Source organism: Caballeronia glathei, from assembly GCF_000698595.1.
In the GTDB taxonomy this organism is placed as follows: Bacteria; Pseudomonadota; Gammaproteobacteria; order Burkholderiales; family Burkholderiaceae; genus Caballeronia; species Caballeronia glathei.
In genome coordinates, this window is record NZ_JFHC01000021.1 from 1 (window position 1) to 22,090 (window position 22,090).

At 71.7% G+C, this 22,090-nt stretch carries 11 protein-coding genes; 8 read left to right on the top strand and 3 right to left on the bottom strand.

The genetic code is table 11. The annotated features are described in order from the left end of the window. Positions 1 to 200: 200 nt before the first annotated feature. Positions 201 to 1,310: a glycosyltransferase family protein gene (locus BG61_RS39260; RefSeq protein ID WP_129572310.1), complete on the bottom strand. Its 1,110-nt coding sequence runs from the start codon at positions 1,308 to 1,310 to the stop codon at positions 201 to 203. Positions 1,311 to 1,432: 122 nt separating this feature from the next. Next, entirely contained in the window at positions 1,433 to 2,488 is a 1,056-nt protein-coding gene (locus tag BG61_RS14995) for an aldo/keto reductase (protein WP_035939001.1), read from the bottom strand. A 215-nt stretch (positions 2,489 to 2,703) separates the two neighbouring features. Between BG61_RS14995 and BG61_RS15000 the strand changes: the two genes are divergently transcribed. The 7 genes from BG61_RS15000 (at position 2,704) to BG61_RS15030 (ending at position 10,141) form a co-directional block, all read left to right on the top strand. After that, positions 2,704 to 3,618 carry a LysR family transcriptional regulator gene (locus BG61_RS15000; protein WP_035939000.1) on the top strand — a complete coding sequence of 305 codons (915 nt, stop codon included), beginning with the start codon at positions 2,704 to 2,706 and terminating at the stop codon, positions 3,616 to 3,618. A gap of 274 nt (positions 3,619 to 3,892) precedes the next feature. Next, on the top strand, positions 3,893 to 4,150 hold the full coding sequence (locus BG61_RS15005) for an MbtH family protein (RefSeq protein ID WP_035938997.1): 258 nt from the start codon (positions 3,893 to 3,895) through the stop codon (positions 4,148 to 4,150). Between the two features lie 67 nt (positions 4,151 to 4,217). Continuing rightward, a complete protein-coding gene (locus BG61_RS15010) occupies positions 4,218 to 5,240 on the top strand; it encodes a TauD/TfdA family dioxygenase (RefSeq protein WP_035938996.1) in 1,023 nt (340 codons plus the stop codon). Then, positions 5,237 to 6,112, top strand: coding sequence for an ABC transporter ATP-binding protein (locus tag BG61_RS15015; protein WP_035938994.1), 876 nt, complete (start codon positions 5,237 to 5,239; stop codon positions 6,110 to 6,112). Before BG61_RS15010 ends, BG61_RS15015 begins: the two co-directional genes overlap by 4 nt. Further along, positions 6,109 to 8,223 carry a Fe(3+)-hydroxamate ABC transporter permease FhuB gene (gene fhuB, locus BG61_RS15020; RefSeq protein ID WP_035938991.1) on the top strand — a complete coding sequence of 705 codons (2,115 nt, stop codon included), beginning with the start codon at positions 6,109 to 6,111 and terminating at the stop codon, positions 8,221 to 8,223. The genes BG61_RS15015 and fhuB overlap by 4 nt, the downstream gene beginning before the upstream one ends. Then, on the top strand, positions 8,220 to 9,080 hold the full coding sequence (gene fhuF / locus BG61_RS15025; protein ID WP_081868073.1) for a siderophore-iron reductase FhuF: 861 nt from the start codon (positions 8,220 to 8,222) through the stop codon (positions 9,078 to 9,080). Before fhuB ends, fhuF begins: the two co-directional genes overlap by 4 nt. Positions 9,081 to 9,097: 17 nt before the next feature. After that, positions 9,098 to 10,141: an ABC transporter substrate-binding protein gene (locus BG61_RS15030; protein ID WP_051672553.1), complete on the top strand. Its 1,044-nt coding sequence runs from the start codon at positions 9,098 to 9,100 to the stop codon at positions 10,139 to 10,141. A 234-nt stretch (positions 10,142 to 10,375) separates the two neighbouring features. Here the strand turns inward: BG61_RS15030 and BG61_RS15035 are convergent, their stop codons facing one another. Continuing rightward, positions 10,376 to 12,136 carry a cyclic peptide export ABC transporter gene (locus tag BG61_RS15035; RefSeq protein WP_035938989.1) on the bottom strand — a complete coding sequence of 587 codons (1,761 nt, stop codon included), beginning with the start codon at positions 12,134 to 12,136 and terminating at the stop codon, positions 10,376 to 10,378. Positions 12,137 to 12,384: 248 nt separating this feature from the next. Here BG61_RS15035 and BG61_RS15040 point away from each other — a divergent pair, with 248 nt between their 5' ends. After that, positions 12,385 to 22,089, top strand: coding sequence for a non-ribosomal peptide synthetase (locus BG61_RS15040; RefSeq protein WP_035938986.1), 9,705 nt, complete (start codon positions 12,385 to 12,387; stop codon positions 22,087 to 22,089). The last annotated feature ends 1 nt before the right edge of the window (position 22,090 follow it).

Genomic DNA, 22,090 nt, shown 5'->3' on the forward strand with positions numbered 1-22,090 from the left:
GCATACCTGCAACGACCCGACGCATCACCACGGCTAGACGCAACGGCGGCGTCACGGAGCCGATTCCCGGCTGGTCCCGCGCACCGGCACTGATCGACGAAACGGCGATGAACAAGCTCACCGCGGCATGACGCGCACCTGTCGCCGGCAACGCATCGGGATGAACACTCGATTCGCCCGCGCGCCGCGGCGTCGCGTCATCAGGCTCTGCGCCTTGGCGCGAAGAGCGCGCCGGATGCGGCGAAGCGGGCGAGCTGCCCCGGCCGCCGCGCGTTCCAGGTGCCGAGCCACCACCGCAGGCTCGGGCGCTTTTGCAGCTTCAGGCTTGCACTGCCGCGTGGCCGCGCGGCGGCGCGGGCGGGTGCGTCGAGTGCGATCGCTTCGACGAAGCGTTCCAGCCCGGCGCGCTCGTTCGCCGCCGAGTAGCGTTCCTGCAGTGCCGTGATGCCGGGGATGAGTCCGCTCGCATCCCGGCCGCCGTCGATCGATTCCGCGCACGCCGTCACCTTCCTGACGAACGAGGCGATATCCCCGGCCTCGACCGGTTCGAAGTTGGGCGCCACCCAGTACTCCCGGCCGCCGCCGCCGTGGTAGCCGATCACGTAGTTGCCGCACATCGCGGCTTCGATCGGCGGGAGGCCGAGGCCTTCGAGCCCTGAGAACGACATGAAGATGCGCGACTCGCGCAGCGCCCCTGCGACTTCCTGTTCGCTCATTCCGTCGATTGCGCGCACCTGCCAGCCTGGCGGCAGGCGCTTTCGCAGCGCGAAGACGACGGCGGCCGCATGCGGGCCGTTCTTGCGCGGCATGTAGGTGATGACCGGCTTCTTCTCGCCGCCCGCCCTGAATTCGTGCTGGTTCACGGTGCACGAAACCCCCACGATCCGCCGCGCGAGATGCGGATAATGCAGTTCGAGCAACGCTGACGTATCCGACGAGATCGACAGGATCGACGTGGCGTTGGAATAGGCGAAGTCGATATCGGCGTCGCACGAACCGCGGTCGCGGTCGCGCAGATAGTAGCCGTTCTGGACGAACACCGAATAGCTCACCCCGGCGGCGGCGAGCCGTCGCGCGAGTGCCGCGGCCTTGATTTCGGGCAGCACGAGATGGTCGGCCGGTCCCAGTTCGTCTTCGGAGATCGTCCGCGCGGAACGCTCCGCCCACGGGTATTCATAGCCCCGCCTGTGATGAAGCACGAACGCCTCGATGCCCATGCCGTTCAGCGCATGGCAATGATCGTAGATAACCCTTACCCCGCCTGCATGCTCGCCTGGTCCGGGCGACGTGCAGAAGTACACGATACGCATTTTTCTTGTTCCCCGAATCTGCGCTCTATTTTTTGTGCGGCGAAGAGTAGCAGATGGGGTGTTGCAACAATGTGACCGTGTCCAGCGCGGCGGCCGGGGGCGCTCCCCCGGCCTGCCGTTCGTTACGACTTGATATGCGGCGCGAGCAGCGACAGATCCGCGGCGCCCAGCCGGTCGCTCGCGGTCTGCACCTGATGCCAGTAGGGGTACAGGAGCGGCGGCGCGCTCACGCGGTCGAGCCGCTCGCGCTGGCCGGCGGTGAGCATTAGATTCGCCGCACCGAGGTTGTCGCGCAGCTGCGCTTCGTTGCGCCCGCCGATGATCACCGACGCCACCGCGGGCCGCCCGAGCGTCCACGCCAGTGCGACCTGCGCCGCCGACACCCCTTGCTCGCCCGCGACTTCCAGCAGCACGTCGACGATCGACCAGAGCCGCTCCTCGTCGCGGATCGGCGGCTCGGTCCAGCCGGCGAGCTGGCGCGTGCCTTCGGGCGTGGCGTCGCGGCGGTGCTTGCCGGACAGCAGGCCCCCCGCGAGCGGGCTCCAGACGAGCATGCCCAGGCCCTGGTCGAGCGAGATCGGCGCGAGTTCGTATTCGGCATCGCGCGCTTCGAGCGTGTAGTGGATCTGCTGGCTCACGAAGCGCGGCAGGCGGTCGCGCTCGCTCACGGCGAGCGCCTTCATCAGATGCCAGCCGGAGTAGTTCGAGCAGCCCACATAGCGGACCTTGCCCTGTCGCACGAGCGTGTCGAGCGCTTCCAGCGTTTCCTCGAGCGGCGTGATGCCGTCCCATTCGTGCACCTGGTACAGGTCGATCACGTCGGTCTTCAGGCGGCGCAGGCTCGCCTCGCAGGCGCGGATCAGGTGATGCCGCGACAGGCCGCGGTCGTTCGGGCCGTCGCCCATCGGAAAGCGCGCCTTGCTCGCGATCAGCACGCCGCCCTTGCGCTTGCCGCCGAGCGCCTCGCCGACGATCTCCTCCGACGCCCCGTTCGAATAGACGTCCGCCGTATCGATCAGGTTGACGCCCGCGTCGATGCACATGTCGATCTGGCGGCGCGCCTCGTCGAGGCCCACTTCGCCGACGCTCGCGAACTTGCCCTTGCCGCCCATTGTCATCGTGCCCAGGGTGACAGTCGACACCTTGAGGCCCGAGCGGCCCAGCTGACGATATTCCATTTGAAGCAATCTCCCGTGAATGTTGCCGGATGTGGCTGAATGTGGCCGGACAGCAGCCGAAGACCGGCGGCGCGTTCCTCGCCGGCCGGCGCAGAAGCGAAGACCAGGACCCAGACCATCGACGATATCGGAAGTTGACTCATCGTTCCAACAGAAATATATGCTTAAATTAATCATCAACTTTGATTAATCGACGGGACGCAACGGAGACGAGCGTGGACCTGAAGCAGCTGGAGCATTTCGTGGCGGTCGCCGAGGAGCGCCATTTCACGCGCGCGTCGCGGCGGCTGAATCTCGTGCAGTCGGGGCTGTCGGCGTCGATCCGCGCGCTGGAGGACGATCTCGGCGGCCCGCTTTTCATGCGCAGCACGCGGCGCGTCGCGCTCACGCCCGCGGGCGAGGTGCTGCTCGACGAAGCGCGGCGCGTGCTGGCCGCCGCGCGCGACGCGCGCAACGCCGTGACGCAGGTCCACGGGCTCGCGCGCGGGCGGCTCAGCATCGGCGCGATTCACAGCCTCGCGCCTTTCATCGATCTGCCCGCGTCGCTCGGTCAGTTCCGCGCTGCGTTCGGCGGAATCGACATCGAACTGACGCTCGACGGCTCGCGCGCACTGATCGACGAGGTGCGCGAAGGGCGCATCGACATCGCGTTCACGCAGCCGTGCACGCCCGCACCCGACGATCTCGGCTTTCGCATGTTCGCGTGCGAAGGGATGGTCGTCGTCTGCGCGGCGCATCACCGGTTCGCGGGCGCGAGCGGGCTGAGGCTTGCCGATCTCGTCGACGAGACCTTCGCCGACCTGCGCCACGAATGGACCGTGCGGCGGCTGGTCGATCAGAGCTTCGCGGCGCTCGGGCTGCAGCGGCGCACCGGCTTCGAGGCCAACGACATGCCGATGCTGCTCGAACTCGCCGCCCAGGGCCTCGCGATCGCGATGGTGCCCGAATCCGTCGCCGCCGCGCGGGTGCGCGAATCGCACGGCGCGCCCGTGGCGATGGCGACCCTGCGCGAAGCCGAGGAACCTTGCTGGGAGCTGGCGGCCGTCTTCAAGGGGCGGGACGGGGAGCCGCTCATTCCGGTCGCGCGCGCGTTCCTCGATTTGTTGAAGTTGCCCCAGGTTCCCGCCTGACGCGCCTCGCTTCGGTGCTTTTGCCTGAGGTGTGCGCGGCACCTCGGGCGGCTTGCGTGCGCCTTCCGGCGAGGCCCGGGAAGGCACGGCGCCCGCCGGAACCCGCCGCCCCGCCCGCCGGATACGACGCGTTTCGGGCGCGCGTTCGCCTCGGGTAAAAAAACGCGCGCTCCAAACGTCAATCAGGTACATGCGGCGCCCGGAAAGACCCGTGCCGTCACCCGGGTATTCGTGCGCCGCTTCTCCTGACCGTATTCCGACCGAGCCAACGATCATGACGCATGCCCAGCATTCCCCCGCGGCCGCCGCCGGCGACGCGGACGACCTCGTCTACACCGTCGTCGTCAACGACGAAGAGCAGTACTCGATCTGGCCGACGTTCCGCGCCGTGCCCGCAGGCTGGCGCGAGGCCGGCGTGAAGGGCCCGAAAGGCGACTGCCTCGCCTACATCGAGACCGTGTGGACCGACATGCGCCCCGCGAGCCTGCGCCGTCACATGGGCGCAGCCGCGTCGAAAGCGCGCGCATCGTAATCCCGCGCGCCCGGCGAGGCGCCGGGCGCGCGCCGCTTCTGCACGAGGATTTGCACGAGGTTTTTGCATGACCAATCTTTCCCTGCCGCAGCCGACGCTCGCCGACCTGAAGATCGAGCCCGGCCTGCCTACTGTCGTCTCGTCCGCGGCGGGCGCGGCGCTGTCGCTGAAAGAGGCGGCGCCGCTTTTGCGCGAGGTCGTCGGCGGCACGCTGGAGCGCGCGGGTGGCGTGCTCTTCACCGGCTTTCACGTCGAGTCGATCGATGCGTTCCAGCGCTTTGCCGGCTCGTTCGGCGATCCGCTGATCGGCTACGAATTCGCATCGACGCCGCGCAGCCAGGTGGAGGGCGCCGTGTACACGTCGACGGAATACCCGCCACACCGCTCGATTCCGCTGCACAACGAGCAGTCGTACACGCGCGAGTGGCCGCTGCGCATCTGGTTTCATTGCGCGCTCGCCGCGCGCACGGGCGGCGCGACGCCGATCGCCGACAGCCGCGCCGTCTATCGCGCGCTCGATCCGGCGCTCGTTGCGCGCTTCGCGAAGCGCGAGCTGCGCTACGTGCGCAACTTCGGTCAGGGGCTCGACCTGCCGTGGCAGCAGGCGTTCGGCGCCAACGATCCGCGCGCCGTCGAGCGCATCTGCGCGGCGCGCGGCATCGCCTGCGAATGGCGCGACGGCGACGACGGCGAGCGCTTGCTGCGCACCGAGGAGCGCTGCCAGGCGGTGGCGCGCCATCCGCGCACGGGCGACATGGTGTGGTTCAACCAGGCGAATCTCTTTCACCTCTCCGCGCTCGATGACGACATGCAGGAGGCGCTCGTCGACGCAGTGGGGATCGAGAACGTGCCGCGCAACGTGTATTACGGCGACGGCGCGCCGCTCGAAGCGGACGCGCTCGCGGAGATCCGCGGCGTGCTGGACCAGCAGCGCATCGTGTTCCCGTGGGTGACCGGCGACGTGCTGATGCTCGACAACATGCTGACCGCGCATGCGCGCGATCCGTTCGAGGGGCCGCGCAAGGTCGTCGTCGCGATGGCGCAAAGCTACAGCGAAGCGCGGGACGGCGAGCGGATGGCGAAACGATGACGAAGACGGCAGGAGCGGCGCTTGCGGCCCGCTCGCTCACGGTCGGCTACCGCGATCACGTGGTGCTCGACGGACTCGACCTGACCATCGGAGCGGGGCGCATCACCGCGTTGTGCGGCCCGAACGGCTGCGGCAAGAGCACGCTCCTGCGCACGCTCGCGGGGCTGCAGCCGGCGCTTTCCGGGCAGGTGGAAGTGAACGGCGCGCCGCTCGGCTCGTTCCGGCGGCGCGCGCTCGCGCGCACGCTCACGATGCTCGCGCAGTTCAACCAGATCCCGGCGGGGCTGACCGTGCGCGAGCTGGTGGCGTACGGGCGCTACGCGTACGGCGGCTGGCTGCGCGGCCTGTCTCGCGCGGACCATGCGGCGATCGACGAAGCGCTCGAAACGAGCGGACTCGCCGACGACGCCGCGCGCGACGTCGCGGCGCTGTCGGGCGGCGAGCGGCAGCGCGCGTGGATCGCGATGGCGCTCGCGCAGCAGGCGCCGATCGTGCTGCTCGACGAACCCACCACCTATCTCGACATCCATCATCAGCTCGACATCCTGCGCGAGCTGCGGCGCCTGAACCGCGAGCGCGGGCTGACGATCGTCTGGGTGCTGCACGACCTCAACCAGGCGGCCGCCTACAGCGACGAGATCGTGCTGATGCGCGCGGGCCGCATCGTGGCGCACGGCGCGCCCGATGCGATGCTCGATCCGCGCCATCTGCACGAAGCGTTCGGCGTGCCGATGCTCAAGATCGCGCATCCGCAGACCGGCGCGCCGATGTGCGTGCCGGCCTACGAAGGCGCGTCCGCGATCGATGCCGCCCGTGGTCCGCACGGCGAGGCGCTGGCCGCGGCGCGCGCGAGCAAGGACATCGCCGCATGACGACGCTCGCCGCCAGAAAACGCCTGCGCCGCCCGCCGCCGCCCGCCGCAGCCGAGCGCCTGCGCGCTCCCGTGAAGAGCCGCGCCGGCGCGATCGGCGCGGCGCTCGTGGCGCTGATCGCGGCGGTGGCGGTGTTCCGGCTCGCGCCCGACCTGCGCGCCTGGCTCGCGGCCCCCGCGGGCAGCGACGCCGCGCAGCTCGCAGGCATTCTTCTCTTCGACCTGAACGCGCCGCGCATCGCGGCGGCGCTCGTCGCGGGCGGCTGTCTCGCGGTTGCGGGCACGCTCTTTCAGGCGCTCACGCGCAATCCGCTCGCGTCGCCCGATCTGCTCGGCATCACGGGCGGCGCGCAGCTCGGGCTCCTCGCCGCGATGATCGTGCCGTCGCTCGTCGGCGCGGCCTCGGTGCCGCTGCTGTTCGTCTGCGGCCTTGCCGCCGCGGCGTGCGTAGCGGCGGCCGCGGGCGGCTGGCGCGCGACGCCGCTTCGGCTCGTGCTCGCGGGCAGCGTCTGCATGCTGCTGTTCTCCGCCATCACCACGCTGCTGCTCGCGCTCTTCGAGCAGACCGTCGTCGGCGCGTCGCTGTGGGCGAGCGGCAGCCTGTACCAGCCGGGCGCGGCGGGCCTGAGCATCGCGCTCGGCTGGCTCGTCGTGCCGCTCGCCGCGCTGCCGTTCGTGATCCGTCCGCTCGACCCGCTCGCGCTCGGCGACGACGCGGCGGCTGCCGCCGGCGTGCCCGTCGATGCGACGCGGCTCGCCGCAATGACGGTCGCGGTCGGCTTCGCGAGCGTGGCGGTGAGCGTCGCGGGACCGCTGTCGTATGTGGGGCTCATCGCGCCGAACCTGCTGCGCCAGGTGCGCGGCGCGCGGGCGTCGAAGCTCGGCGTGCTCGTGCCGCTTGCCGCGCTCGCGGGCGGCGCGCTCGTGCTCGTCACCGACAGCGCCGTGCTCGCGCTCGATCTCGACGCGACCATGTCGACGGGCGTCGCGATCGCCTTCGTCGGCACGCCGCTGATGCTCGCGATGATCCGCAGCGGCGCCGCATGGTCGGGCGTGCTGCACGCGGGCCCCGAGCGCGCGATGTCCGCGGCCGGCACGCACGTCGTGCGCGCGCTCGCCGCGCTGCCGTGGCTCGCGCTCGCCGCGATCCTGCTGGCGGCGGGCGCCGCGGTGCTCGCCGCCGGGGCGTCGTTCGGCCCGGTATCGCTCTCGCCCGGACGCTGGCTCGCCGCGCTGAACCACCGCGACGACGTCGCCCGCATGCTGCTAGAACTGCGCGTGCCGCGGCTCCTGTGCGCGCTGCTCGCGGGCGCGCTGCTCGCGGCGAGCGGCGTCCTGATGCAGAGCATCGTGCGCAATCCGCTCGCCGGGCCGGAAGTGCTCGGCGTCACGCAGGGCGCGGGGCTGACGACGCTCGCCGTGCTGATGGTCGCACCGCTTGCCGGCCATTCGCTGCTCGCGGTCGCGGCGCTGGCCGGCGGCGGCGTGACACTCGCGCTCACGCTGCTGCTCAACCGGCGGCACCAGTACGCGCCGCTCGCGGTGGCGCTGACGGGGATTGTCGTCGGGACGCTGTGGACGACGCTCGCGCAGTGGCTCATCACACAGCAAAGCGTGCAGCCGGCGCGCTTCGTCGTGTGGCTGATCGGCGGCACGTACGGGCGCAGCTGGGGCGAGGTGGCGATGCTGCTGCCGTGGTGCGCGCTCGCGCTGCCGGTGTTCGCGCTGCTCGCGCGGCCGCTCGATCTGCTCGCGCTCGGCGACGACCAGGCGGTCGCGCTCGGCCTGCCGATCGGCGTGCTGCGCCCGCTCGTGCTCACCGTGGCGACGCTCGCCGCGTGCGCGGCGGTGGCGGCGGTGGGGCCCGTCGGCTTCATCGGACTGATGGCGCCGCATCTTGCCGCGATGCTCGGCGCGCGCTCGCACGGCACGCGTCTCTGGCTTGCGGCGGCGCTCGGCGCGCTCGTCCTCGCCGCCGCCGATATCGCCGCGCGCACGCTGCTCGCGCCGCGCGAGATTCCGGCTGGCGTGCTCACAGCGCTGATCGGCGCGCCGTACCTGCTCGCGCTGCTGGTCATCCAGACGCGGCGGGAAAAGCGGGGCGCGCGATGACGGCGGTTCCGCCACATTCCGCGCCGCCGCAGGCTGGCGCCGCGACGCGCGGCGATCCGCTGCCCCGCGCGCGCTGCCTTGCCGAATTCGCACCCGGGCCGATCGCGCCGTATCTCGAACACGTGTGGCTCGGCGTCCCCGGCGACACGCCGGAAGAGGGCGTGCGCATCCCCTTGCTGACGCTCGGCGCGCATCGCGGCGAACTGCTCGATGCGATGGTCCAGCGCTACGGGGGCGACGCCGCGCTTCACGCGCGCGCGCTGCTGTCGCAGTGGAGCAAGTACTACTTCGGGCTCGCCGCGCCGGCGGGCGTCGTGGCGGCGTGCCTGCTGCGGCGTCCGCTCGACATGTCGCCCGGTCGCACGCAGCTCGTGCTGAGCGCGGGCATGCCTGCGAAGCTGTATTTCGCTGCCGATGCGCTCGGGCCGCCCGCCGACGATCCCGCGCACCGCTACGGCCCGCTCGTTGCGCATCTGGATGCGGTGATCGGCATGCTCGCGGGCATGACGCGGATTGCGCCGCGCGTCCTGTGGAGCAATGTCGGCAACCTGCTCGACTATCTGCTCGAACAGTGTGCGCTCCTGCCCGGCGGGACGGACCGTCACGCGGCGCATGCCACGCACGACGATGCCGCATGGCTTTTCGGCCCCACGGGCGCCGGCGGCGAGCCCAATCCGCTGCGCATGCCGGTGCGCGAGACGACGCCGCGCTCGGCGCTGCTGCCGAGCCCGTTTCGCGCGCGCCGCGTGTGCTGCGTGCGCTATGAAATTCCAGGAGAGACGCAACTGTGCGCAAGCTGCCCCCTACTGCTGACGATGCCCGACGAGGCGCTCGCCCTGCAGGAAGCCATCCGTTGAAGCACACGATCCACACGATGCGGGCGGGCGCCGCGGCGGCGCTCGCGTGGGCGGCGCTCGCGGGTGGCGGGGCGGCAGCCGCGCAGCCACTTGCCGCCGATGCCGCCGCGGCACCGGTTCCTCTCGCCACGGCACCGGAAGGCGCGCCCTATTGCGGGCCGCTCGCCGGCAATCCGACCGTCTCGCAGTTCAGCAAGACGATGCCCGTGAAGCCGAAGCGCATCGTCGTGCTCGAATTCATGTTCGCCGAAGACCTGGCCGCGCTCGACGTGACGCCGGCCGGTCTCGTCGATGCCGCCTACTATGCGGGCTGGATCGGCTACGACAGCGCGCGGTTCACCGGCGTGCCCGAAGTCGGCACCCGGCAGGAGCCGAGCCTGGAGGCGATCGCGTCGGCGAGGCCCGATCTCATCATCGGCGTGGGGTTCAGGCACGCGCCGATCTTTGCCGCGCTCGAGCGCATTGCGCCGACGGTGCTCTTTCAGTTCAGCCCGAACGTGGCACAGGAGGGCGTGCCGCAGACACAGCTCGACTGGACGCGCACGATCTTTCGCACGATAGGCTGTCTCACCGGGCGCGAGGCCGAGGCGCGCGCGGTCGAGGCGAAGCTCGACGCGGGCCTTGCCCGCGACGCGCAGCGTCTCGCGCAGGCGGGAAGAAGCGGCGCGCAGTTCGCGCTGCTGCAGGAACTGGGGCTGCCCGACCGCTACTGGGCGTACACCGGCAACAGCACGGCGGCGGGCGTCGCGCGCGCGCTCGGCGTCGATCTGTGGCCGGGCACGCCGACGCGCGAAGGCACGGTCTACGTCACCTCGGCGGACATGCTGAAGAAGCCGGATCTCGCGGTGCTGTTCGTCACGGCGACGGGCGCGGACGTCGCGCTCGACACGAAGCTCGATTCCCCCGTCTGGCGGTTCGTGCCGGCGAAGCGGGCAGGGCGCGTGACGCTCGTCGAGCCGAATATATGGGGCTTCGGCGGGCCGATGTCGGCGCTGCGCCTCGCGGACATGATCACCGACAAGCTGATCGCGTTGCCGCCAGCGCCGGTGGCGGCGCGCTAGACGGCTGGTGGTTCGCCGTCGCCGGATGCGGCGGTCAGTTGCATCGCCATGGAAAACGGCCGCTTGCGAAAGCAAGCGGCCGTTTTCCATTCGACGCCAAAGGCCAAAGGCCAAACGCGAGGCGGCGTTTGGCGTTTGGCAAGCAGCGAGACGGCAAGCACCGAAACGGCGAAACACCGAAACGGCGAAACACCGAGACTACGAACGGCGCACCAAACCCCGCCGCCCAGCCCCTCAACCCGCCGTGCCGTTCGCCGCTTCGGGCGCGATCGCGCGCGCCGCGCGCGCGCCGCGCGTCTCGCTGACGATGCTTCCGTTGTCGAGCTTGAGCACCCGGTCGGCGAGCGGAAAATATCGGTCGTCGTGCGTGATCACCACCACCGTCTTGCCGCGCCCGCGCAGCTCCGGCAGCAACTGCTCGTAGAACACCGCCCTGAACGCCGGGTCCTGATCGGCGGCCCATTCGTCGAACAGGTAGAACGGCCGGTCTTCCAGATACGCCACCACGAGCGCGAGGCGCTTGCGCTGCCCGGTTGAGAGCGCGCGCGTCGAGAACGCGCCGTCCACCACCTGCACCTTGTGATCGAGCGCGAGCTTGGCGACGAGCGCATTCGCGCGCGCGTCGGCCTGGGCGCGCGACGGATCGTCCGGATCGACGATGCCGAGCAGCGCATCGAACAGATGGAAATCGTTGAAGACCGCCGTGAAGCGCTCGCGGTACGCGGCGCGCTCGTGCGCGCCCACCGGCCGGCCGTCCACCTCGATCACGCCGTCTTCCGGCTCGTAGAGACCCGTGAGCACCTTGGCGAGCGTGGTCTTGCCGCTGCCGTTGCCGCCGACGATGAATACCATCTCACCCGGCCTGAACGTGAGATCGACGGGGCCGATGCGGAACATGCGCTCGTCGCGCTCGTGAAAGTACGAATGCGTGACGCCGCGCAGCGTGAGCGTCTCGAACGGCGCGTGCGCCGCGTTTTCCGAAGGCGGCGGCGCCTCGGCCAGACCGCCGAACTCGGCCATCACCTTCTCGATGCGATCGAGCGACACGCGCGCCGCGTTCACCGTGGGCAGGTTGTTCAGGAGGCCGTCGAGCGGCACCAGCATGAAGAGGAACACGATCACGTAGCCGGCCGCGACGGGCGCGTCCGCGCGCACGCCGAGCGACGGCCAGAACGCCGCCGCGCCGAGAAACGCATAGAACAGGAAGATGATCCAGCCCACCCCGACCGCATACGCGCTGAACGCGCGGCGCCGGTGGTCGCGCACTTCGCCGATCGCGGCGCCCAGCTGCCCGTCGACGAACTGCCGCGCCCGCGCCTGATGCAGTTTCAGTTCCTTTGCGCCCGCGAAGAGCGCGCCGAGATAGCCGAAGAGCTTGTCCTGCGACTTGCCCGCCGCTTCGAGCGAGGCGATCGCGCGCCTGTCGCCCGTGTGGTAGCCGAGCGAGCCCGTCACGATCGCGGCCAGCGCGAGCAGGCAGACCGGCCACGAGAGCCATGCCAGATAACCCAGGCAGCCGAACACGATCGAGCCGTGCATCACGATGTTGGGCAGCGCGAAGAACAGCATCGACACATTGGTGGCGTCGTCCGTCAGCACCGACTGCACCGGTGCCGCGCCGATACGCTCGACATCGCGCAATTCGGCCCTGGCGACGCGCCGCGCGACGTGCTCGCGCAGCTGCGCCATCGTGTCCTGCGAAAGGCGCGCGAACAGCACGCCCGACAGGACGCGCGTCGCGAGCGCGACGACGGCGCACAGCGCAAAGCGCCACGCGAGCGAACTGTCGGCGAGAGACGATTGCGAGAGCGCGCGGTTGAGCGTCGCGACGAGCATCACGCTCGCGATGCCGTTCAGCACGCACGCGACGAGCGCGATCGAGAACGCGCCGCGCGAGCGCTTGAGGAGCGCGAGGATCAGGCGCGCGGCGGGCTTGGGCGGCGCGGCGGCGCCATGGGAGGACGGGGCGTCGGAACGCTCGTTGGCAACGGTCATCGGCGAGAAGTCACTGGAAGAAGGTCACTGGAAGAAGGAAAACGCGCGGGCGCGGAATGCGCCTCTTGTCCTGATAGACGGTTGGGGCCGCGAAATATTTAGCGCTTCATGGATGACCCGGCGAAGGCGCGAAAGATAAATCAGCAAAGGAGTAAAAATCCGCGCGTGCGGTTCGTCATCCCAAGGAAGCCGCAATTCCTGCGGCCCCGCGAAAAGGCCCGGGCGGCCACACGAAGGACCTCACGCTCATGACGAGTTTCCCGACTGCGTTGCATCTCCGCATTCGCGCGCTTGCGCGCCGTTCCCCCGAAGCGCCTGCGCTCGCGTCGTTTTCGCCTGCCGAAACGCGGCTCTCGCGCGGCGAACTCGACGCCCGCGCCACGCATCTGGCGAAGCAGCTGCGCGCGGCGGGCGTGACGACGGAGGTGCGCGTCGGCGTGTGCGTCGAGCGTTCGTGCGAGCTGTTTGTCGCGCTGCTCGCGGTGCTGAAGGCGGGCGGCGTGTTCGTGCCGCTCGATCCGCGTCACCCCGCCGCGCGTCTCGACTGGATCGCGAACGACGCGGGTCTCGCGCACGGCATCGTCGATGCTTCTGCCGGCCACGCGCTGCGCGCGCGCTTCGCGCACTGCTTCACGGTGTTGCCCGGCGACGCGGCGCCCGCGTTCACGGATGCCGCGCACGGCGACGAAGACGACGCGCCCGTTCATCCGCGCGCCGCCGCCTATATGATCTACACGTCCGGCTCGACGGGCACGCCGAAGGCGGTGGTCGTCGAGCACGGGCCGCTTGCCGCTCACTGCGACGCGCTCGCCGCCGCGCTTCCCATCGAGGCGCACGACCGCCTGCTGCACTTCGCGTCGGTCAACTTCGACGCCGCGCACGAGTGCTGGCTCGCGCCGCTCGCGGTGGGCGCGAGCATCGTCATTACCGATCCGCCGCCGTTCGCGCCCGATGCGGCGCGCGCGCTGATCGAGCGCGAACGGGTGAGTGTCGCGGCCTTTCCGCCTGCCTATCTGCGCGAGTTCGCCGCCGTGGCCGCGCGCACGGGCGTGCCCGCGTCGCTGAAGGTGCTGGCGTTCGGTGGCGAGGCGCTGTCGCAGGAAGCGTTCGAAGCCGTGCGGCGCGTCTTTCCGGCGGTGCGCCTCATAAACGGCTACGGGCCGACCGAGGCCGTGATCTCGCCGATGCTCTGGCCCGTCGAGCCGGGCGTTGCCCCCGAACTCGCGGGCGACGGCGCCTACGCGTCGCTGCCCATCGGACGGCCGATCGGACCGCGCGTCGTGCGGATCGACAACGCGCAGCAGCCCGGCGAGCCGGGCGAACTGCTGCTCGGCGGCGTGTGCGTCGCGCGCGGCTATCACGGGCGTGCCGCGCTCACGGCCGAGCGCTTCGTGCCCGATGCGTCAGGCGAGCCGGGCTCGCGCATCTATCGCACGGGTGACCTCGCGCGCGAACGCGCCGACGGCGCCTACGACTACCTTGGCCGCATCGACGATCAGGTGCAGATTCGCGGCGTGCGCGTCGAGCCGGGCGAGATCGCGGCGTGCCTGCGCGCGCATCCCGCGCTGCGCGACGCAGCCGTGCTCGCCGACGTCGCGGACGGCCGCACGCGCCTGACCGCGTGCATCGTTTGCGGCGACGACGCGCCCGCCGATGCGGCGCTCACCGCGTATCTCGCCGAGCGCCTGCCGGCTGCGTGGCAGCCGCATCGCTACGCGCGGCTCGGTCGCCTGCCTTATTCGCTGAACGGCAAGCTCGACCGCGACGCGCTGAAGCACGCCGCCGCCGCGCTGGCCTCTGCCCCCGGCGCGGACTATGCGCCGCCCGAAACCGACACCGAGCGCCGCCTCGCCCAATGCTGGCAGCGCATCCTGAACGACGGGGCGCCTGTCGGCCGCGCCGGGCGCTTCTTCGAGCGCGGCGGCGATTCGCTCGCGGCGATGCAGCTTCAGGCGGCGATCCGCATCGAGTGGCGCGTGAATCTGCGGCTCGACACGCTGTTCGACGATCCTTCGCTTGCCGCGCTTGCCGGACTGATCGACCGCAGCGAGACCGAGACGGGCGAGTTGCGCATTCCGGTGGCAAGCGCGCCGGCCGCCGCGCCGGGCGCGAGCTTCGTGGACCGCGCGGCGTCGTTTGCGCAGCAGCGCTTCTGGGTGCTCGCACGGACGCGCGATGCCGGGTCGGCGTATCACATCGCCGGACACTGGGACATTCGCGGCGTGCTCGACACCGCCAGCCTGCAGCGCGCCCTCGACCGCGTGATCGAACGGCACGAGGCGTGGCGCACGACGCTCGTCGAGAACGACGACGGCGTCGTCATGCAGCGCATCCATGCGGCGCTGCCGGTGCGCATCGCGCACGTGGACCTGCGCGGCCCCGGCGACAGCGAGCGCGCCGCCGAACTCGCCGGGCGCCACGCTGCCGACGCGTTCGACCTGTCGGCGGGGCCGCTCTTGCGCGCGACGCTCGTCACGTTCGCCGACGATTCGCATCGCCTGATGCTCGCGGCGCACCACGCGATCACCGACGGCTGGAGTTCGCGCTGCGCGTTCGACGAACTGGCGGCGGCGTACACGGCGTTCGTGCAGGGGCGCGAGCCGGCGCTGCCCGCGCTGCCCATCCAGTACGCCGACTACGCGGCGTGGCAGCGCGAACTTGTCGCGGGTGTCGAAGGCGAGCGCCAGCTTGCGTACTGGCGCGAGGCGCTCGGCGCAGCACCGGAGCCGCTCGCGCTTCCCTTCGACCGCCCGCGTCCCGCCGTTCGCGATCATCGCGGCGGGCGGGTGGCGCTGCGGCTCGACGAGCGGACGTCGGCCGGCGTGCGCGAGCTTGCGCGGCGCACCCACGCGTCGCCGTTCGCCGTGCTGCTCGCCGCATTCGACGCGTGGCTGCATCGCCTGACGGGCGCGACCGACCTGGTTGTCGCGGTGCCCGTCGCGCATCGCCAGCGGCCGGAAACCGCGCCGCTCGTCGGCCTGTTCCTCAACACGCTCGCGCTGCGCGCCCGCGTCGAGCCGTTCAGGCCCTTCGCGGCGCTCGTCGACGAGGTCCGTCGCGCATCGTTCGCCGCGTTCGCGCATCAGGACGTGCCGTTCGACCAGGTGATCGATGCCGTGAAGCCGCCCGTGCGGCGCGGCGACGAATGGCTGCGCGTGAAATTCGCGCAGCAGTTCGACGCTGTGCTGAAGGCGGAATTGCCGGGTGCGTCGGCGGTGGCGGCGCCGGGCCCGGATCTCGCGGCCCGCTTCGATTTCGCGCTCGATTTCACCGACGATGCCCGTGGCACGGAAGGCATCGAACTCGTCGCGGCCCACGCGCTCGACTGCATCGACGCCGCCACTGCCCGCGCGTGGCTCGCGAGCTTCGCGGCGCTCGTCGCGGATGCGGTGCGCGATCCGCAGCGCCCGGTCGCGCTGCTCGAGTGCGCCGGCGCGTCAGTCCTGCGCCCCGCGCAGCAGGGCCGCGCGCTGCCGCTCGCCGCCAGCGACGTGCTCGCGCTCTTCGCGCAGCATGCGGGCGCGAGCCCGCATCGCATCGCGCTCGCCGACGCGCACACGCAACTCACGTTCGCCGAACTCGACGACGCGTCCAGCCGCGTCGCGCTTGCGCTCCAGCAGCGCGGAGCGGGGGCGGAGCGGGCGGTCGCGGTCGTGATCGAACGCTCGGCGCGCTTTGTCGTCGCGCTCGTCGGCGTGCTGAAATCGGGCGCGTATGCCGTGCCGCTCGACCCCGCGATGCCGCCCGAACGCCTTGCCGCCGCCGCGAACGCGTGCGGCGCGCAGTGGGCGCTCGTCGCGGGCGCTGGCGGGGTGCACGCGCTCGGGCAGGCCGCCGTGCTCGACGTGGACGCGCTCGCGCAGGACGCGTCGCTCGCGCACGCCACCGCGCGCCGTGTGCCGCCCGCGCCGGAGCAGGCCGCCTATCTGATTTTCACGTCGGGCTCGACGGGCACGCCGAAGGGCGTGACGATCCCGCACCGCGCGCTCGCGGACTACGTGCAGGGCATGCTCGACGAACTGGCGTTTGCGCCCGGCGCATCGATGGCGATGGTGTCCACCGTCGCCGCCGACCTCGGCCACACGACGCTCTTCGGCGCGCTGTGTTCGGGGCGCACGCTGCATCTGCTGCCCGCGCACTGCGCGTTCGACCCGGATCGCTTCGCGCAGGAAATGCGCGCGCGCGAGGTCGGCGTGCTGAAGATCGTGCCTAGCCACCTGCATGCGCTGCTCGACGCGCAGCGCGCGGCCGACGTGCTGCCGTCGCATGCGCTCGTGACGGGCGGCGAGGCGCTGCCGTGGGCGCTCGTCGAGCGGGTGGCGGCGGCGCGACCCGGCTGCCGCGTGATCAATCACTATGGCCCGACCGAAGCGACGGTCGGCGCGCTCACGTGCGACACGTCCGCGCCCGCGCAAGCCGCGCTGCGCGCGTCGGCGGCGCTTTCGGACGGCGTGCCGCTCGGGCAGCCGCTCCCCAACGCGTGCGCGTACGTGCTCGACGCGCACGGCGCGTGCGTGCCGCCGGGCGGCATCGGCGAACTGTATCTCGGCGGACCGGGGCTCGCGCGCGGCTATCTCGGCCGCGCGGCGGCGACCGCGGAGCGCTTCGTGCCGCATCCGTTCGCGCGGGGCGAACGGCTCTATCGCACCGGCGACCGCGTGCGGCTGCGCGCCGACATGCGCCTCGACTTTCTCGGCCGGCTCGACGATCAGGTCAAGATCCGCGGCTATCGCGTCGAGCCGGGCGAGGTGAGCTCGGCGCTGCGTGCGATCGCCGGTGTCGCGCAGGCCGAAACGCTCGCGATCGAGCATGAGGGGCGCCTGCGCCTCGCGTCGTTCGTGACGTCGGGGATGCCGGGCACGTCCGGCAGCGGATCCGCGCACACCGAAGCCACGCTTCGCGACGCGCTCGCCGCGGTTCTGCCCGACTACATGGTGCCCGCCGTGCTGACCGTGCTCGACGTGCTGCCCGTGACGGCCAACGGCAAGATCGACCGCGCCGCGCTGCGCGCGCTGGCATCGGCGCCCGCTTGCGCTGCGAGCGCCGGCGACGCGCCGCGCGGTGCGGCCGAGGAAACGCTTGCCGCCGTATGGAAGGACGTGCTGAAGGCACAGCGGGTGGGCCGCGACGACAACTTCTTCGAACTCGGCGGCGACTCGATTCTGGTGCTTCAGGTGATCGCGCGCTCGCGCAAGCGCGGCCTGCGGTTCACGCCGAAGCAATTGTTCGACGGCCCGACGGTCGCGCAGCTAGCGCTCGTCGCCACTGCCGCCGACGCATCGGCGCCTCGCGCCGCCACCGCCGCGGCGAACGCGGCTGCGCCGTCGAGCGCCGCCCCGGCGGTGCTCACGCCCGCCCAGTTGCGCTTTTTCGCGCTCGATATTCCGCAACGCGGCCACTGGAACCAGTCGGTCGAATTCGATACGCGCTCGCCGTTCGATCTCGATGCGTTCGCGCGCGCCTTCGACGCGCTCCTCACGCATCACGAAATTTTCAGCCAGCGCTTCGAGCCCAGCCGTGCGCCGGGCGATGCGCCGGGTGCGTGGCGGCTCGTCCATGCGGCGAAGGCGTTCGACGCGCTGCCGCTCGCCGCCGTTTCGGCGCATGACGAGACGGACGCGCTCGCGCAGTTCGACGCGCTGCAGCGTACGCTCGACCTGACGCGCGGGCCGCTTGCCTGCGCACTCGCGGCGGCGCTGCCCGACGGCCGCACGACGCTGTATCTCGCAATTCATCACGTGATCGTCGACGGCGTGTTGTGGCGCGTGCTGCTCGACGACCTCGAAACGGCCTACCGCGCAGCATCCGAGCGCCGCAGCGTGCGTCTTTCTCCGGCGGGCCCGCGCGCCCACGAATGGGCGGCGCGTCTTGCGCGGGCCGCGCGCGAGCCGGGTTCGCCCTTCGCTGAGGAAACGCCGTACTGGTCGGCACTCGCCGCGCCGCACGACGATCTGCCGCTCGACTGTCCGCACGCCGCGGCGACGAACGCGGATGCGGCCGTCGTCGAACAGACGCTCGGCGCGGAGCTGACCCGCGCCGCGCTCACCGACGCGAACGCCGCCTACCGCACGCAGACGGTCGAACTGCTGATCGCCGCGCTCGCGCATGCCGTCGGTGCGCAGGCGGGCGCCGCGTCGTGCCGTCTCGAACTGGAAGGGCATGGCCGCGAGCCGCTCTTCGACGATATCGACGCAAGCCGCACGCTCGGGTGGCTGACGAGCCACTATCCGGTGGCGCTGCCCGTGCACGCGGACCCCGCGGGCACGCTCGCCGCGGTCAAGGACACGCTGCGCGCCGTGCCGCACAAGGGCCTGGGCTTCGGCGCGCTGCGCCACTACGGCGACGATGCGACCCGCGCGGCGCTCGGCCGCGTGCCGCGTCCGCGCGTCACGTTCAACTATCTCGGCCAGTTCGATGCGCCGCGCGACGCCGCGCTCGTGCCGCGCTTCGGCGGCGCGGGCTGCGAACGTGACCCGGCCGGCCCGCTCGGCAACGCGCTCGCGATCCACGCGTATCTCGACGCGGACGGTCCGCGCACGCTGAAGCTGCATTGGGTGTACGCGGCGACGCAGTTCGACCGCGCGACCATCGAAGCGCTCGCGAAGCGCTTCGAGACGGCGCTCGCGGACATCGCCACCGCGTGCGCGCAACGGCTCGCCGGGCGCGGCGGCGGCGCGACGCCGGGCGACTATCCGCTCGCCCGCGCAGCGGGTCTCACGCAGGCGGCGCTCGAGCGGCTGCCGCTCGACCTGCGCACGATCGACGACATCTATCCGCTCTCGCCGATGCAGCAGGGCATCCTGTTCCATTCGCTTCTCGCGCCGGAGCAGGCCACGTACGTCAACCAGCTGGTGGCGACCCTCGCCGCGCCGGACGCCGCGCGCCTCGAGGCGGCCTTCCGGGCCGCCATCCCGCGCCACGACATCCTGCGCACCGGTTTCACGCCCGACGAGGCCGCGCCGATGCAGATCGTGCACCGGCAGGCGAAGCTGCCGGTCGAGATCCTCGACTGGCGCGCGCAGGCGGACGGCGCGCTTGCGGCATTCGAAAGCTGGCTCGCCGCCGATCGCGCGCGCGGCTTCGATCTCGCCGTGCCGCCGCTCATGCGCGTCGCGCTGATCCGCCTGACCGACGACGAATGGCGCCTCGTGTGGACGCGCCATCATCTGCTGCTCGACGGCTGGAGCACGGCGCGGCTCTTTGCGGACGTGCTTGCCGACTACATCGAGCCGCCCCGCGCGCAGCCGTTCGCGCTGCCCGCGAAGGCGCGGTATCGCGATTTCATCGCGTGGCTCGCGTCACGCGACACCGCCGCCGACGCGTCCTTCTGGCTCGAACGCCTCGCGCGCCTCGACGAACCGACACTCGTTGCAGAGCCCGCGCAGGCGCCGGCCGTGCGCGCCACGTGGCGCGCCACGCTCGATGCCGGCACGACGGCGCGCCTGACCGACACCGCCCGGCGCCTGCACGTCACGACGAACACGCTCGTGCAGGGCGCCTGGGCGCTGACGCTCCAGCGCATGACGCATCAGGCGTCGGTGGCGTTCGGCGCGACGGTCGCCGGCCGCCCCGACGCGCTGCCCGACGCCGACACCGTGCTCGGCCTTTTCATCAACACGCTGCCGGTCATCACGGCGCCGCTGCCGCAGCGCGCGGCGTCCGCGTGGCTGCGCGAACTGCAGGGCGACAACGCCGCCGCCGCGGAACACGCGCACACGCCGCTTGCCGATATCCAGCGCTGGGCGCGGCAGGGCGGCGGGGCGCTGTTCGACACGCTCGTCGTGTTCGAAAACTATCCCGTCGACGAAGCATGGGCGGGCCGCGACGAACGCGCGCTCAGGATGCGCGACCTGCGCAACATCGAGGCGACCGATTTCGCGGTGACGCTCGTGATCGAGGCGGGCACGGCGATGACGATCGATTACGGCTACGACGCCGCGCGCATCGACGGAGCGCGCGTGGCCGCGCTGCATCGCGCGTTCGCGGCATGTCTCGACGCGTTCGCCGCGAACCCCGACGCGCCGCTCGGCACGATTTCGATCGCGACCGCCGGCGATCTCGCCGGACTCGCGCGCTGCAACGCGACGGCGCGAAGCTGGCCGGAGGACCGGCAGTTGCCGCTGCACCGCCAGTTCGAGCGCGCCGCGCATGCCGCGCCGGACGCGGTCGCGCTCGAATTCGCCGACGCGCACGGCGCGCTGCGCCAGATGCGCTACGGCGAACTCGACGCGCACGCGGACCGCGTCGCCGCCGCGCTCGTCGCTGCAGGTGTCGCGCCGGATACGGCGGTCGCGCTATGCGTCGAGCGCTCGTTCGAGATGGTGATCGCGCTCCTCGGCGTGCTGAAGGCCGGAGCGGCCTACCTGCCGGTCGACCCGGACTACCCCGCCGAGCGCATCGCCTATCTGCTCGACGACGCGAGGCCCGCCGTCGTGCTGACGCAGGCGCATCTGCGCGGGCGCGTCGAGGCGGCGGTGTCGCGCGACGGCGCGCGCATCGTGACCGTCGACGAGTTGATGCAGGGCGGCGCTGCGCCTCGTGCGCGCGTCGAAGTGGAGCGCGAGCAGCTGGCTTACCTGATCTACACGTCGGGCTCGACCGGCCGGCCGAAGGGCGCGGGCAACACGCACGGCGCGCTCGCGAACCGCATCGCGTGGATGCAGGACGCCTACCGCCTGAGCGAAAGCGACGTCGTGCTGCACAAGACGCCGTTCGGCTTCGACGTCTCCGTGTGGGAGTTCGTCTGGCCGCTCGCGCTCGGCGCGAAGCTCGCGATCGCGGCGCCGGGCGATCACCGCGACCCGGCCCGGCTCGTCGCGGCCATCGAGACGCATCGCGTGAGCACGCTGCACTTCGTGCCGTCGATGCTGGCCGCGTTCGTCGCCCATCTCGACAGCTTTGACGCGGCCGCGCGCTGCGCGAGCATCGGGCGGATCGTGGCGAGCGGCGAGGCGCTCGCGCCCGAGCTCGTCGCGCGCGTCGCGCAACTGCTGCCGCAGGCGCGCCTCTACAACCTGTACGGCCCGACCGAAGCGGCCATCGACGTCTCGCACTGGCGCTGCGAGCCGCGCGACGGCGAGGCGGCCTCGGTGCCGATCGGCCATCCGATCGCGAACCTTCAGCTGCACGTGCTCGATGCCGCGCTGCATCCGGTGCCGCCGGGTGCGACGGGCGAGCTGTATCTGGGCGGCGCGGGTCTCGCGCGGGGCTATCTCGGCCGGCCGTCGCTCACGGCGGAGCGCTTCGTGCCCGACCCGTTCGCGGCCGGCGCGCGCCTCTACCGCACGGGCGACCTCGCGCGCCGCCGCGCCGACGGCGCGCTCGACTACCTCGGGCGCATCGATACGCAGGTGAAGCTGCGCGGCCAGCGCATCGAGCCGGGCGAGATCGAGGCGCTCCTGCGCGCCGCGCCGGGCGTGCACGACGCGGTCGTGATCGTGCGCGACGAACAGCTGATCGGCTATGTCGCGCGCGGCGCGCAAGGCGCGCTCGACACGTCCGCGCTCTTCGCCGCGCTGCGCGAGCAGCTGCCCGCGTACATGGTGCCCGCGCAGCTGATCGAACTGGACGCGCTGCCCGTCACGCCGAACGGCAAGTGCGACCGCAACGCGTTGCCCGCGCCGGTGCGCGAGGAACGGGCCGTCGCCGTAGCGCAGACCGCGACCGAGGGCGAGCTTGCCGCGATCTGGCAGCGCGTGCTGCGCGTCGGACCGGTCGGACGCGACGACGACTTCTTCGCCCTCGGCGGCCATTCGCTCCTCGCCACGCAGGCGAACGCGCAGGCGAACCTGCACTGGTCGCTGATGCTGCCGCTGCGCACGCTCTTCGACGAACGCACGCTCGCCCGTTGCGCGGCAGCGATCGACCGGGCGCTCGCCGAACGCGGCGCGCATGCCGGACAAGACGCCGCGAGCGCGATCGATGCGCTGCTCGGTGAACTGGAAACGCAATAAG

What these genes read in the sequence shown, in the direction of transcription:
- BG61_RS39260 (WP_129572310.1), bottom strand. Translation starts at nt 1,310, where the DNA reads ATGCGTATCGTGTACTTCTGCACGTCGCCCGGACCAGGCGAGCATGCA.
- BG61_RS14995 (WP_035939001.1), bottom strand. Translation starts at nt 2,488, where the DNA reads ATGGAATATCGTCAGCTGGGCCGCTCGGGCCTCAAGGTGTCGACTGTC.
- BG61_RS15005 (WP_035938997.1), top strand. Translation starts at nt 3,893, where the DNA reads ATGACGCATGCCCAGCATTCCCCCGCGGCCGCCGCCGGCGACGCGGAC.
- BG61_RS15010 (WP_035938996.1), top strand. Translation starts at nt 4,218, where the DNA reads ATGACCAATCTTTCCCTGCCGCAGCCGACGCTCGCCGACCTGAAGATC.
- BG61_RS15015 (WP_035938994.1), top strand. Translation starts at nt 5,237, where the DNA reads ATGACGAAGACGGCAGGAGCGGCGCTTGCGGCCCGCTCGCTCACGGTC.
- fhuB (WP_035938991.1), top strand. Translation starts at nt 6,109, where the DNA reads ATGACGACGCTCGCCGCCAGAAAACGCCTGCGCCGCCCGCCGCCGCCC.
- fhuF (WP_081868073.1), top strand. Translation starts at nt 8,220, where the DNA reads ATGACGGCGGTTCCGCCACATTCCGCGCCGCCGCAGGCTGGCGCCGCG.
- BG61_RS15030 (WP_051672553.1), top strand. Translation starts at nt 9,098, where the DNA reads ATGCGGGCGGGCGCCGCGGCGGCGCTCGCGTGGGCGGCGCTCGCGGGT.
- BG61_RS15035 (WP_035938989.1), bottom strand. Translation starts at nt 12,136, where the DNA reads ATGACCGTTGCCAACGAGCGTTCCGACGCCCCGTCCTCCCATGGCGCC.
- BG61_RS15040 (WP_035938986.1), top strand. Translation starts at nt 12,385, where the DNA reads ATGACGAGTTTCCCGACTGCGTTGCATCTCCGCATTCGCGCGCTTGCG.